The sequence below is a fragment of the Marininema halotolerans genome (assembly GCF_900116235.1).
Classification (GTDB): domain Bacteria; phylum Bacillota; class Bacilli; order Thermoactinomycetales; family DSM-45169; genus Marininema; species Marininema halotolerans.
Genome location: NZ_FPAA01000011.1, coordinates 1 through 14,542 on the forward strand (window position 1 = coordinate 1; position 14,542 = coordinate 14,542).

A 14,542-nucleotide genomic window follows, 5' to 3' on the forward strand; every position below is an offset into this window, starting at 1 on the left:
AACCGAAATTGAAACGCTTTGTGCAAAAGTTCACCCCCTTGCACTTAATTATATACGGGGATGGACAGACTTGCGAGGGGGAAAAAACACCCCTCGCAAGTCTGTCACGCCGATTCATCCCCCACCTACTTCGTTGAGGTGGGAGTATTCTCGGCGCAATTAAGATAAATAAAACACATGCTCCCCTGCGCCACACCTTTTCCCATAACTCTCATAATCCTGCCGATTATATTCAAAGAGTGGATCAATCTCACCCAATTGTCTTCGATCTTCTTCAGTATAGTAGTTAGCTCGATCTTTATAGGCATTTATCCAGACATACACCCCTTCAGGAAGCGAACGCCGCAATGACCGTATCGGCTCTATATACTTTTTTATTCCGACCACCCCGACACTAAAGGGAATCTGCTGCTCATATAAGCGATAACATGCATTCGCATTCCTTCTTCGTGTTGATCGTAATCAACGACGAGTCGAATCGTCTTCATCTGCCTCAATCCCTTCCCTTCGTTGTTTCATCAAGAACATATATTCGCTTCATTAATAATAAAACCCTTCTAATTCATATAAAAAACATTGGATATGGGAAATTATCCCCAAAAATCGTACTTCTGAGGCTCATATTTTTGTTATTTTTCTAAAATTTCATAATAACATGAATTATCACGGATAATGAAGGAGGCTGTTTTGATGCCAAGAGTTTCTCGCATACTGATGATTGTCCTGGTATTTGCTCTGTTTTTTCCTTTCACGACGAACCTTTCCGTTGCCCATGCAGCAGAAAAGGAAGCCAGCACAACCTATGAATACACGGCCATTGGCGATTCGATTGGATTTGGATTTGGGGCTTTTCATGGATATGTCCCCCGTTACGGTGATTACATGGAGGATGACACTTCCTCGAAGGTAAACATACAAAACAAAAGCGTGCTAGGATGGGAGACACCCCAATTACTCCATGCTGTGAAGACGGATACAGCAATGCGACTCCGCCTTGCCGTTTCTTCTGTTATCTCCTGGGATATCGGTGGAAATGATTTTCGAGTCGCCCGCAATAAATACATCGCTGGAACCTGTGGTGGCCCCAAAAATGAAGACTGTTTAGTGGAAACTTCTAAGTTAGTCAAAAAGAACTGGATCGAAATTGTCACCATTCTCCACGAATTACGTCAAGGGAAAGACACCAATTTCCGCACGATGGATCTGTATAATCCGTATATCGCCGTCGATAAAAAAGCAAAAAGTTACGATGGAACAAAGTCACGATTTGAAGTATTTAAGCCGTATCTGGATGACTTAAATCAATTTATCCATGACCAAGAATCAATGGGGTACACAACCGCCAATGTATATGATGCCTTTAATGGTCCCAAACACGATGAAGATCCAAGAGCAAAGGGATACATTTTCATCGATGGCCTTCATCCCAATTATAAAGGGTACGAAGTGATCGCGAAGGAATTTCGTAAATTGGGCTATGCGCCTTTAGTACCCTAACCCTATCCCCTTCGATCCATCTGAATCAATAGGATTAAGATGATCCCCAAGGGAATGACGATCAAATTGTTCTTAAAACTTTCCTGTTTGTATAAAAAGGAATACACACAATAAACCAACAACAAAATAGTAAAAATAATATTTAGATACCGCAACATAGCAATCAGCTCCTTTTGCTATCCACAATGAAAGCGCTTCCATGCATAAACCCTCTTCTTTTCCTTGACTCTCGTGAAGGAAATAAAGAGGGTTTTTATTTTGACGGCACTTTGATGAGCCCCAATTGACGGGAAAGCTCATAATGAAGAGAGATGGTTTCCTGTTGAAATCGCAGAGCAACCTTTCTCCCTGGTGTTGAACCTGTCAACGTTTCTACAGCGATAACCTCTCCCTCTCCCCAACGCTGGTGAGATACCTTCGAACCAATGGTGAGCACTTCCCCTGCATATTGAAGTTGGGGTTGCTCCTTTGACCCTTGATGGTTAATCCGTTGAGCATTCCATTTTGGTGAAAATGTTTCCTCTTTAGCTGGCACTTCTTCACCAAAACCCATCTCTTTCAAAAAAGGAGAAGGACCCACACGCCTTCCTTGTCGTGTACGACTAACGGAAAGCAGCAGTTCTTGTTTAGCACGGGTCATTCCTACATAGAGAAGCCTGCGCTCTTCTTCCCAAGCAGCATTTTTACGATGCTCTGCCACTTGAATACTCCTTCGGTGGGGAATCGTCATTGCATGAAGACCAATTAGAAATACACGATCAAACTCCAATCCCTTTGCCCTATGTAGGGTCATTAAATGAATGCGGGGATGCGATGCAGGTTTGCGTAGGGCTTCCTCAACTCGGTTCGCATGGTCAAGAAGTTCTTGGATCCCCTGAAAAGATCGAGCCGCAACAGCCAGCTCCTCCACTGGCTCCATGAGACTCATCACTTCCTGTCCTAGATCCTTTGCATAGGCAGTTAGAAAACGATCATATCCAATATCCTGTCGGATTCGCTGAATTGCTTCCCCGACGCCGAGTCCTTGGAGTGAGGTGACTTGTTTCTTAAGCTGACTCAGGTACTTTTTTTGATAGGTTTCAATCCCTGGTATTTCAGGTAAAGCATCTAACAGGGAACCCCTCATCGTTTGCGATTGATTCCAAACTGCATCAATCCATTCTTCACCAAAAAGGTATCGTTTGGGTTTATTCATAATGCGCACGAGGGAATCAAGGTCATTCGGATTTTCTACCAAAGAAAGGTAGGCAAAAAGATCTTTTATTTGCCAACGACGATAAAAGAGTGCATCCCCCATGGATGCAGCGAAGGGGATTCCCTTTCGCACCAGCGCATCAATTACGGCTCGAGCCTGGGTTGACGTGCGGTAGAGCACAGCGGTTTTGACAGAATCGTCAAGGGAGGCAATAATCTTTGCCGCTTCCTCTTCTTCATCAATCGGTTGAAGAAGGTCTGGTTTTTTCCCAGTCTGTCCGGTTCCAATTAGTTTTTTTTCTTGTCGCATTCGATTATGGCGAATCAGTTCTTGGCCAGCAGCAACAATCACATCCGTGGAACGATGATTAACCGAGAGAACAACTTGTCTACTTTTAGGGCGACGATTTAGCTCCTGCATAAATCTTGGGTCACTTCCACGAAATCCATAGATCGACTGATCATCGTCTCCTACAGCAAATAGACTCCCTTCATCTGCTAGCAAAAGCTTTAAAGATTCATATTGCACACGATTAATATCTTGGAACTCATCCACTAAAATATGTGAAAATGATCCACGTAGAGGATTATGCTCTTCCTTTAACCAACCACAGAATGCTAGTAAAATATCGTCATAATCCCAAACATTCTGTGCTTCTTTTTTCTTCTCGTAGGCTTGGAAGAGATCACGAAATAGTTGATTCTGTTGTTTTTTCACCTTCATTCGTTCGGGCAGTACCATATTTCCTTTGCAAAATCCAATCTGGCTGAGGGTTGTTGCTACCCCTTCTTCATCCGAGGGCTGTTCCTTTTCATTCAGAAGCTCTCGAATCCACATGCGTTGTTCACGATCATTGAGAAGGTGCGGGATCGATACCCCTTTTTGACGAAAGAGACGAAGAAAAATGGAATGAAAGGTGCCAAGGATCAGCCCCCTCGTCTTATTAGTCAGGGTCGTAATACGATGTTGCATTTCACCTGCCGCTGCACGTGTGAAAGTGACAACCAGAATCTGTTCAGGAGAAATTCCCCGTTCTAACAGGGTACATACTCGTTGGGTAAGTACGGTCGTTTTCCCACTGCCCGGACCTGCAAAAACCACGGTGGTTCCTTCACCGGCTGTAATGGCTTTCATCTGATCAGGGTGGAGTTTTACAGTGGAAATTGCCTGGGAAATCATTGTCATATAGGCTTCTCCTTCGCTCCTTTCTTATAATTCTTCCAGTTCTATGATCGTACCATATTCCCTCCGATGATGAGCTTAACAAAGTTGAAATTTTTCTGTTGACACCCTCCCTTTACCATGGTAGAGTAGTGAGCAACATTTAACCATATCCTACCGACTATGACAGAGCCAAGTCGCTTGATGGAACCTCAGAGAGCCGGGGTTGCTGAGAACCGGTGTTTCAGAAGCGATGGTCCACTCTAGAGTCATCCAGCCGAACCCTTTTTGTAAGCTGGATCGGAGAACCGTTATCCTATGGGTCTTTTATTTAATGACCTGCTGAGGCCCGGCGCTGTGAAGCCCGGGCGAATGAGGGTGGCAACGCGAGTCTTTCGCCCCTCACCGTATATCTGCGGTGTGTGGATGAAGGGCTTTTTTGTTTGCTCTTCTTCCTATTCAATCCTTGTTTACTCCTCTTTATCCGTTGTCTGTTGCCGCAGTTTAGTGCTCGCCTAAACATGAGGCGCTCACTTGACATATAAAACGAAGGAGAGAAATTATGCTACCCGATAAGTTTCGACTACAGATCCCTGGTCCCACACCGATCCCTCCCCGTGTTCAACAAGCCATGAATCAACCGATGATTGGACACCGTGACCCAGATTGTTCCAACATGGTGGCTCAACTAAGTCAACGCCTTGGTCCTTTATTTGGGACAAAAGAGCCCGTTCTCTTATTTGCATCAAGTGGAACCGCTGCCTTAGAAGCTGCCGTCGTCAATACCCTTGCACCTGGCGATGAAGCGGCAGTCATCGTCTCCGGTGCCTTTGGCGATCGATTTTCCAAAATCCTTTCCCGATACGATATTACGCTTCATCAGATGGATGTACCCTGGGGCGAGGCTTGTCAACCCGAGCAATTGGCCCGTTTCCTACAAAAACACGCCCAAGTTAAAGCAGTATTTCTCACCTATTGCGAAACGTCTACAGGGGTATTGCACCCGATTGGTGAGTTAGCCGCTGTGATCCATCGCGAAACGAATGCCTTAGTTATCGTCGATGGAGTCAGTTGTATCGGAGGTGTCGAGAGCCACTTTGATGAATGGGGCTTAGATATTCTGGTCACAGGTTCACAGAAAGCACTCATGCTTCCCCCCGGTTTATCCTTTGCCGCTGTGAGTCCACGAGCTTGGCAGATCATAGAGAAAAACCCCCGCCCTCGTTTTTATTTAGATTTTCAAACCTATCGAACCAATATCGCAAAGGAAACCACTCCCTTTACCCCTGCGGTTTCCCTGCTCTTCGGTCTTGCTGAAGTATTAGCTATGATCGAAGAAGAAGGATTTCAACAAGTGGTTGAGCGCCATCAATTGATGATGCGCATGACACGAGCAGGCATCCGGGCAATGGGCCTTACTTTAATGACTACGGATACCCATGCCTCACCCACTGTCACTTCCGTCATGGGAGACGATAACGGGTCCGCTGATGCTTTACGAAAAGAACTTCGTCGTCTATCCTTCCGAGTCGCTGGCGGACAACAACATTTAAAAGGTAAAATTTTTCGAATTGGACACATGGGTTACTGTGACCCCATCGATGTTCTTACTACCATTGCAACCATCGAAGTCGCTGCCAAACGACTCGAACTCCCTGTTCAACTAGGAGCGGGCATTCAAGCAGCCGAGGAGGAACTTATTTATGTATCGCATACTCGTAACTGATCCTTTGAGTGATCAAGGACTTGAACAACTGACCCAGGCACCTGATGTTGAAGTATCGATTCAAACCGCTTTAACCCCTAGCGAACTCCTCGAAGCCATTAAAGAGATGGATGCACTACTGGTAAGGAGCCAAACCAAGGTCACCAAAGAGGTCATCATGGCAGGGAAGCAACTAAAAGCAATCGGACGTGCAGGTGTTGGCGTTGACAATATTGATATCCCAGCCGCAACCAACAATGGTGTGGTGGTGGTCAATGCCCCTGATGGCAACACCATCTCCACAGCGGAACATACCTTCGCCATGTTAATCTCCATGGCACGTAACATTCCCCAAGGTTATCGCTCAACCGTCGAAGGCGAATGGAATCGTAAAGCCTTTGTAGGTGTCGAACTGAATCATAAAACCCTGGGTATCATTGGACTGGGTCGTATCGGCACCGAGCTTTCAAAACGCGCAAAAGCATTTAATATGAACGTACTCGCCTATGACCCTTATCTTACGGAGGAACGGGCACAAAAAATTGGGGTGACCAAGGCGACTTTAGATGATGTGATCGCCTCCTCCGATTTCATCACCGTGCATACGCCATTGACCAAGGAAACCCGTCATCTCATCAATGCAGATGCCTTCCGCCGCATGAAGGAGGGTGTGCGCATACTCAATTGTGCCCGTGGCGGAATCATTCAAGAAGAAGCACTTTATGATGCCATTCAATCGGGGAAAGTAGCAGGAGCTGCTTTGGATGTTTTTGAATCCGAACCTCCTGGAAACCACCCCCTTCTTTCTCTACCACAGGTGACAGCCACTCCCCACCTTGGCGCCTCTACCCATGAAGCCCAAGAGAATGTAGCCATCGATGTTGCTGCAGAGGTTTTAAATATCCTTCGGGATAAGCCCTTTAAAAATGCAGTCAATCTTCCTTCGATCCCACCCGAATTGGTGGAAAAACTGCGACCCTACCAAATTTTAGCTGAAAAACTGGGTCATTTTGCTAGCCAGACAACCCATGGCGCACTGAATGAAATCACCATCACTTACTCAGGTGAACTGAGTGACTGGGACACGGCTCCCCTTACCCGAATTGTCTTAAAGGGGGCACTCTCCCATTACCTTTCCGACATCAACTATGTAAACGCCCCTCATCTGGCGAAGGAACGTGGTGTTCGCGTCACCGAGCAAAAAGTATCCAAAGCCCAGGGGTTTACTAATTTAGTGACCCTCACCCTCAAAACGGATACTCAACATGAACACACCATCGCAGGAACTCTCCTCAATGGTTTTGGTCCTCGCATTGTTAAAATTGATCGTTATTCGGTTGATGTACAACCAACAGGCCATCAATTGCTGATTCACCATCATGACCGTCCCGGTGCAATCGGTAGAGTAGGGACTATCCTTGGGGAACGCAATGTTAATATTGCAACGATGCAAGTGGGTCGAACCGATATGGGTGGACGCGCTATCATGATGCTAACCGTGGATAAAGAAATTCCAGATGCGTTAATCATCGAACTGGAAGAACTCGAAGAAATTCAAGCCGTCACCGCCATCGATCTATAAATGAATCGATAAGCACACGCCCCCTAAAGGGGGCGTTCTTATATCCTTTGCGATTCCTTGTTATGATCACCATTGCCTTGGGTAATAGGTAATGAAGAGGACGATGAAAGGTTGCTTTAATCAACCAACTGGAAGGGGAATATTATGACTGATCTCAATGAAAAAGTGGCGATCGTCACTGGAGCAAGCAAGGGGGTAGGGGCAGCCATTGCTCGCCGTTTTGTAGAAAGCGGTGCACGAGTGATTGCCGCTGCTCGTAGTCGAGATAAACTTGAAGCTCTCCATCGCGAATACCCAGATCAAATTTTGGCAGTCCCCTGTGATATAACGGATCCTGACCAAGTGCAGGATTTAATCAACCATACTGTACGAGAGTTTGATCGCATGGATATCCTAGTAAACAATGCCGGAATCGGGCGCTTTGCCCCTGTGCAGGATCTCTCTGTCGAAGATTGGGAGCAAATGATCCAAGTCAACTTAAAAGGAACATTTCTTGCTTGCAAATTTGCGATTCCCCATCTTATAAAAAGCAAAGGGCACATTCTCAACATCTCCAGCGTGGCTGGTTCCGTTACCTTCCCAGGAGGTGGTGGATATTGCGCTTCAAAGTTTGGCATGATGGCGCTATCCGATGTACTCACCCAGGAATTAAAAAAACAGGAAGTTCAGGTGAATACGCTCTCCCCTGGCTCCATCCAAACCGACTTCTCAGCCAACCCGAAGGACTACGCCTTGACTGCTGAACAGGTCGCTGAAACTGCCTGGATGATGGTCACTGCACCTAAGGGTGTGATCTACAGTAATATAACCATGCGTCCACAAGTACCTCCTGAGTATCAATAACCCTGCTAGATAATGATCACTCACCTAGAGATTTTAAGGAATTTACCGGGCCAATGCCCTTCGTTTTCGTTAGGTACATAGAAGGGATTTTTTAGTAAAATCCCTCATCGATATCAATTTACTTCAATAAAAAAAGCTCCGGTGAGGTAACACGGGGCTTTTTTCCTTCCTACCAATTGCTACTTCTTTCATACCCAAGTCGCTGCAAAAGATTTCTCGTCTCCTCTTTAAATGCTTGCTTCACTTTCGGAGTAAATTCACTTCGCCAATTACCAATGCGTCCATTGCGAAAGGTTGATGACTCTGAGGGCTTTATGTTCTGCATCATCTTGCGGGCCATAATCTTTTTCGCGAAGGGGACAGGGACATTGCCTTCCCAAATATGATCCACCATTTTTAATGTTGCTTGATTTCGGGAACCCCCACTTCGCATCATCTCTTCAAAAGTAACCGAACAAATCCCTGGCTTTCCTCTCCAATCATAGTTCATTGAAGTATATTGAGTAAAGTTGGGCCAATCACACTTGCCAAGGCGTTTCACTTGCTTCCGATTCGGACGAACGCCTTTGATAACCGCAAGTAACCGTTGTTCCTGGTTGGGTAAATGATGCATATACCGATACATAAAGTGGCGGTTATGATTTTTCTTCCCAAAGACTGTACTCGGCTTCATCATAAAATGAACTAAGGAAACAACAACATCTCGTGGATCTCTGCTAATAAAAACCACCTTAATTCCTTGTCTCCTAAAAAACTGCAAATAGCGTGGAGCATATGGAAAATGTGAGAGCGCAACTTGTCCAGGCTTCATCATACGAAGTTGCGCCAAATCCGTTTCATAGCACCACGGATTATCCTTTTGGAGCATCGTTACTCCAGGGATCCCCATCATGAGTTGAAGCAGCAAATGCGTTCCACTTTTAGGCACTGAGATAACAAGCACTTTTGGCATGATGACCGGTTGATTCATTTAATTTTCCCCTTCGATCTACTCCATCACTCTTCCTCACAATCTATGCGCAACCGCATTCCATTGCTTCCATTCTTGTCCATGATGACAAAAGAAAAAGCATGCAGACAGGAACTTCATTCCTATCGACACGCTTTTTCATGGTCACCCTTGTCAGTCATTCTATCGAACAGTTAGTCCTTTTTTTCTGGTCCTGGGAGAGGGAGTTGTACAACAAAACGGGTCCCTTCGCCTAACTTACTCTTCACGGTCACTAACCCACCATGGGCTTCCACAATATGTTTCACAATGGATAGACCTAATCCTGTACCACCCGATTGACCACGCGTCCGTGCTTTATCCGCTTTATAAAAACGTTCAAAGACAAAGGGTAAATCTTCCTCTGGAATTCCGCTACCGGTATCCTTAACCGTCAGTTGCACCTTTTCACCCAGCTGTTGAATGGATAAAGTAACCTGACCACCACTAGGGGTGTGGCGTATCGCATTGTCCACAAGGTTGGTTAATACTTGCTCCACTTTATCCTCATCCCAAATCGCTTCAGCTAAGGTGGGATGAATTTCATCGACTAGCAATACTCCTTGCTCACGGGCGATCGCTTGAAATTTACGCAAAATCCTTCGCCCAAGTTCAGGAACATCGATTGCAGCAGGATGGAGGTTCATATGCCCTGCTTCCATGCGTGCCAAGTCCAAAAGCTCTCGCACTAACCGCCCCATTCGTAGTGATTCATCGTTGATGACGGTTGCAATCTCTTTTTGCTCTTCCGGGGTTTGAGCAAATCCATCAAGGAGCGCTTCACTATACCCTTGGAGCATCGCAAGGGGAGTCCGAAGTTCATGGGAGACGTTTGCGACAAAGTCCGTACGTAATTTATCAAGGCGACGCTCTTCTGTGACATCCCTAAGAACCGCTACTGCCCCACTCACATCCCCTCGTGCATAGAGCGGAGCCATCACTACTGCCCACGTGCGACCATCGACGGGAATATCTCCAAAGCGTTCTTTCTCCTCTTCAATCACCGTCAAAAAGAAATCATCCAAATGGGAGGGTAATCCATGACGAGACCCCTGACCCTCTCGATCACTATTCCATTCCTCGAGCAATCGATCCGCAGGCGGATTGGTCACAATCACTTGTCCCTGCGCATTCAGGGTAATCACACCATCTGCCATACTGCGCAAAATGCTGGCCAGTTGTTCTTTTTCCTGGGACAAGGCGTGGATGGATTCCTCCAATTGAGCTGCCATTCGGTTAAAGGTAACGGATAGATCACCGATCTCATCTCGTTCATGGGAACGAACGGGAATCCGTACAGAGAATTGGCCTTTCGCCATCCTCTCTGCTGCTTTCTTCATTTGAATGAGGGGTTGCGTAATCCGTGACGACAGGAAAAATGCGAAGATCGTAGTCAGAAAGATACCAATCAACGCAGAGTAGAAAATTAGCTTTTTAATCTCACTCTCAGAGAGTTGCTCCTGGGTCCGATAAAACACCACGGCTCCATTCACTTTGCCCTGAGTGTCTTTCAAGGGATAAGCGACCATCATAATCTCGTCTTTAAAAAGGGGAAAGGTTGCTTTGCCCTTCTCCCCGACCATCACGCGTCCGCGTAACTTTTGCTTTTTCCCATGAAAAACCTGATCGATCTCGGTTTGTTCCAAGATATCCTGCCAAGGAAGGTCCGGTACATTGGGAGATACCTCTGCTGGCTTTACGGAACCATTTGGTCCCAAAACAATCATATACGTATCATATAGGTCCGCTACATTTAAGACGGAGCGTAGATACTCTGCTTGACCTTCTTTTGTTGAATGCTCAAGGGTATTTCTCACTTGCACAGCTAATTGATCCAAACTATGCAATTCCGCTTCATAGTAGGTGGTCATAATCTGTTCCGTCAAAAAAAGCGACAGGACCAATAGAACCGCAGTTACAAGGATAATAATTGTCAACCAAAGCTTCCCAACGACACTACGCAGAATCACTCTTTCGGTACCTCGAGTTTATAACCCACACCCCAAACCGTATTGATCATGGATGCCGCTTCTGCTGATACACGGTTCAGCTTCTCACGTAATCGCTTAATATGTGTATCCACGGTACGAAGATCCCCGAAGAACTCATAATTCCACACATCCCGAAGTAATTCTTCCCTCGTAAATACTTTATCCGGAGAGGAAGCCAAGTAGTGCAGGAGTTCATATTCCTTTGGTGTCAAAGAAACCTCTCGACCACCTGCTCTCACTTCATGGGCATCATGATCAATGGTCAATTCAGGGAAAACAATCACATTGTGTGTCTCCGTCTCTGTCGATAGAAAAGCAGTTGCAGAAGCCCGGCGGAGTACGGCCTTCACCCGATGCACCAATTCCCTCGGGCTAAATGGCTTGACGATATAATCATCTGTCCCCGCTTCAAACCCTTCCACCCGATTACTCTCTTCTCCACGGGCCGTTAACATGATGACCGGTGTCGCTTTTTTGTTACGAATTTCTCGACACACTTCCAACCCATCTGCTCCTGGCAACATTAAGTCAAGAAGAATCAAGTCATAATCTGACTCCAAGGCTTTCATCATCGCCTCTTCGCCATCTTCCGCTTCATCGATACGGTATCCTTCTCGCTCTAAGTACATCCGTAGCAACCGGCGAATGCGATCTTCATCATCCACAACTAAGATGTGTTCTTGTTTACCCACTTGACTCACCTCTTTGGCATCCCTGGAAAAAATGATTGTTCCTATCATACCATAATCTTCATGATTGTATCAGGCATAGGAATGGAGCCCTGCCAGTACGAGGTTGACCGCAATGAGATTCAACATGATTACGACAAAGCCCCCCACTGCCATCCATGAAGATTGTAATCCATGCCATCCACGCGAGAGACGTAAATGAAGGTAGACACTATAAAATAACCAGGTGATTAACGCCCAAGTTTCCTTGGGGTCCCATCCCCAAAAACGTCCCCACGCCTCATGGGCCCAGATCATCGCAAAAACGAGTCCACCCAGTGTAAAGATCGGATAACCAATTGCAATCGCCCGATAACTTACCTCATCCACCATCTCCAAATCGAGGTTTTTAACGAGTGGATATAACCATACGTGAAGACGACGGCGAAGAATTAAACGAAGCAGTCCATAAAGGAGTAACCCTGAGACAACCGACCAGATCACAGTATTTAACTTACTCGCCGCTTTTTCTCCCTTTAGCCATGATGGGGCTTCAAAAAGGGCTTTATCCAACCCTGGAAAGGAGTCCATCGCAACAACTTTGCTATTGATTGGACTAACCACAGGAGGCATCGAATAATCTTCAACGACTGGCTTTCCATCGACCGTATGTTGGAAGGAAGCTTGATAACCCAGCCCACCAAAACTCGCAGACAACAGGACAAAACCAACGAGCATCAGGAGTATCGCCAGCACACCCTCAAGTAGAGACGCGGTACGAGTATGGGCTCGATTTCCCTGCCCCACCCAACAGAGCAAGTAGATCAGCCCAGCGACAAAACCAACAGCTAACGCCCCTTCACCAATGGCTACCGTTGTCACATGAACACCCAACCAATAACTTTGCAGGGCAGGAATGAGCGGTTTTACTTCCGTTGGAAACACTGCAGCATATGCCAGCATAATTACCGCTAACGGCATAACAAAGGCACCCAACACCGTAATACGGTAAATAAAATAGATAATGATAAACGCGATCACGATGGATAGACATAGGAAAGCGGTAAATTCAAACATATTGCTTGTAGGAAAATGACCACTGATACCAATGCGAATCACCGTAAAGAGGATATGTAATGCCCCGCCGATCATCGCTAAGATAAGCCCACGCTTCCCCCAACGCTTGATATGGACCTCTTTTCCTACGCGAGAAGCTTTTCCTGTTACCGCTACAACATAGGCAATCGTTGAAAATAAATAGAAAAAAAACGCGGCGAAAAGAGCGTACTCCATTGCTTTTTCCATCATCATTCCTCCCGTCTCTGTTCAGGAGAGAAAGAGAGTGGTAGACCTGCTGCTTGAGTGGCCTGCTCTAGCTCCCTTCGAAGCCCAAACCAGTTTTTGTTGGTGTGTGCACCCACATAAAGAGTGCCATCTTGAATTCGTATCCACACGCGGCGATGGTACCAAAAAAATCCCATTGATAGACCGACCATAAAGATGCCAAGCCCTGTAAAGATTATCGGCAGGCTCTTGTCAATTCGTACCATCAATCCCGAGGTATTGACCGTTTCTAATCGGGATAAGTCGATCGCATAACGATTGGATTTACTGATATCATCCAAGTTTGTCCCAGCAATCATCCAAGATTTTTCCGATTTTTTCAGCTTGGGTCCCATTACTTCAAAAACAAAGGCAGGGCGATTCGGGTTCTCTGATTTTGTCGTAGGGCGATTCCCCTCCATGACGAAATCAGGGAAATAATTAAGAATTCGCACCTTGATTCCCTTATCCAACGCATATTCCTTAGCAGGATCGTAAAGATTGATACGAAACTTCCCCAAGTCTTCCTTGGTTTTCTTATCGGTTAGTTGTAACTGAATCGCTTGTGTCTGATTCGCTTCAAAGTCCGCTTGATAGAGAAGAATATCGCCCACCTTTAGCGGGTGATTGACAACAATCGGACCCCGCTTCACTTCCTTTAACTTGCCCGTATTCGGATCTTTTTGATAGACAATCGCTTTGGTTTCATACTTCTTCACTAAGGGCTGTCCCTTTGATGCTTGTTCACGCGAGTCGGTCTGATCATATAGCTCCATTGTTGCTTTCTCATTCTTAAGGTAGTAATTCACTTCCGGTAATTTTTTGGTCTCCCCTTCGCGGACAAACACTGATTCATCCAGATACCATCCAGGAACCAATATCCGTAGCAAAATCCCCCCAAGAAAGATAATAAGACCAATATGATTAATGTAAGGACCCCACCGACTGATTCGGCCCTTTTCTGCTAGAAGCGATTCCCCCTCGGTTCGAACATGGTATCGCTTCTTCTGTAGCGCCTGAGATAGCGCTTTCAAAACCTCACCCCGATCCGCCTCAGAGACGGATTCGGTACGACTGACCCTTTGTCGGGTAAGAAAGGCAGGATTTTTCTCGATTTTTTGATTGTTAAGGGCTTTGTATAAGGGAATGACTCGATCCAGGCTACAAACAACGAGCGATATACCAATCATCCCTAATAGAATCATAAAAACAGGAGAGTTAAATACATCAGATAAACCCAAATTGTAATATAAATCCCCTAATGTTCCATACTTTTGTTTGTAATAAACATCTGGATTACCACTCGGGATGACTCGTTCCTGAGGGAAGATTGTACCGAGAGCCGATATAATCAGCGTAATTAAAATAAGCCAAATTGCCACTTTTACAGAGGAAAAGAAATTCCACACATGATCTACCCAGGTGGCATTCTTCGTCTGCGATCGGCGTGCTTTCCCGTCATAACGCATCTCCAACGGTTGACCAGAGGCACTTTCTTCTTCTAACGGTTTACCACAATACTCACATAGTGTGGTACCTACGGGGTTACTATGTCCGCATTCGCACTTGGTATTTTCCAATTCGCCACC

General features: G+C 45.9%; 10 protein-coding genes. 4 read left to right on the forward strand and 6 right to left on the reverse strand.

The window, feature by feature from the left end:
• The first annotated feature begins 690 nt into the window (after positions 1-690).
• A complete protein-coding gene (locus CHX35_RS13705; protein ID WP_176392089.1) occupies positions 691-1,497 on the forward strand; it encodes an SGNH/GDSL hydrolase family protein in 807 nt (268 codons plus the stop codon).
• A gap of 253 nt (positions 1,498-1,750) precedes the next feature.
• Here CHX35_RS13705 and CHX35_RS13710 read toward each other — a convergent pair whose 3' ends face one another.
• Positions 1,751-3,877, reverse strand: a complete 2,127-nt coding sequence (locus CHX35_RS13710) for an ATP-dependent helicase (protein WP_091838287.1) — start codon at positions 3,875-3,877, stop codon at positions 1,751-1,753.
• A 538-nt stretch (positions 3,878-4,415) separates the two neighbouring features.
• On the opposite strand from CHX35_RS13710, the gene CHX35_RS13715 reads away from it, so the two are divergent.
• The 3 genes from CHX35_RS13715 (at position 4,416) to CHX35_RS13725 (ending at position 7,983) form a co-directional block, all read left to right on the forward strand.
• Entirely contained in the window at positions 4,416-5,579 is a 1,164-nt protein-coding gene (locus CHX35_RS13715) for a pyridoxal-phosphate-dependent aminotransferase family protein (RefSeq protein WP_091838289.1), read from the forward strand.
• Entirely contained in the window at positions 5,557-7,140 is a 1,584-nt protein-coding gene (serA, locus tag CHX35_RS13720) for a phosphoglycerate dehydrogenase (protein WP_091838291.1), read from the forward strand. The genes CHX35_RS13715 and serA overlap by 23 nt, the downstream gene beginning before the upstream one ends.
• A gap of 144 nt (positions 7,141-7,284) precedes the next feature.
• Positions 7,285-7,983, forward strand: coding sequence for an SDR family oxidoreductase (locus CHX35_RS13725; protein WP_091838292.1), 699 nt, complete (start codon positions 7,285-7,287; stop codon positions 7,981-7,983).
• 169 nt (positions 7,984-8,152) lie between these two features.
• Here the strand turns inward: CHX35_RS13725 and CHX35_RS13730 are convergent, their stop codons facing one another.
• The 5 genes from CHX35_RS13730 to resB form a co-directional block, all read right to left on the reverse strand.
• A complete protein-coding gene (locus CHX35_RS13730) occupies positions 8,153-8,953 on the reverse strand; it encodes a sulfotransferase domain-containing protein (RefSeq protein ID WP_091838294.1) in 801 nt (266 codons plus the stop codon).
• A gap of 173 nt (positions 8,954-9,126) precedes the next feature.
• A complete protein-coding gene (locus CHX35_RS13735) occupies positions 9,127-10,941 on the reverse strand; it encodes an ATP-binding protein (RefSeq protein WP_091838295.1) in 1,815 nt (604 codons plus the stop codon).
• Positions 10,938-11,702 (reverse strand): response regulator transcription factor, encoded by a 765-nt coding sequence (locus CHX35_RS13740; protein ID WP_425435363.1) that lies wholly within the window; start codon positions 11,700-11,702, stop codon positions 10,938-10,940. Before CHX35_RS13740 ends, CHX35_RS13735 begins: the two co-directional genes overlap by 4 nt.
• A 21-nt stretch (positions 11,703-11,723) precedes the next feature.
• A complete protein-coding gene (gene ccsA, locus CHX35_RS13745) occupies positions 11,724-12,941 on the reverse strand; it encodes a cytochrome c biogenesis protein CcsA (protein WP_091838297.1) in 1,218 nt (405 codons plus the stop codon).
• Positions 12,938-14,533 (reverse strand): cytochrome c biogenesis protein ResB, encoded by a 1,596-nt coding sequence (resB, locus tag CHX35_RS13750; protein ID WP_091838299.1) that lies wholly within the window; start codon positions 14,531-14,533, stop codon positions 12,938-12,940. The genes ccsA and resB overlap by 4 nt, the downstream gene beginning before the upstream one ends.
• Between the last annotated feature and the right edge of the window lie 9 nt (positions 14,534-14,542).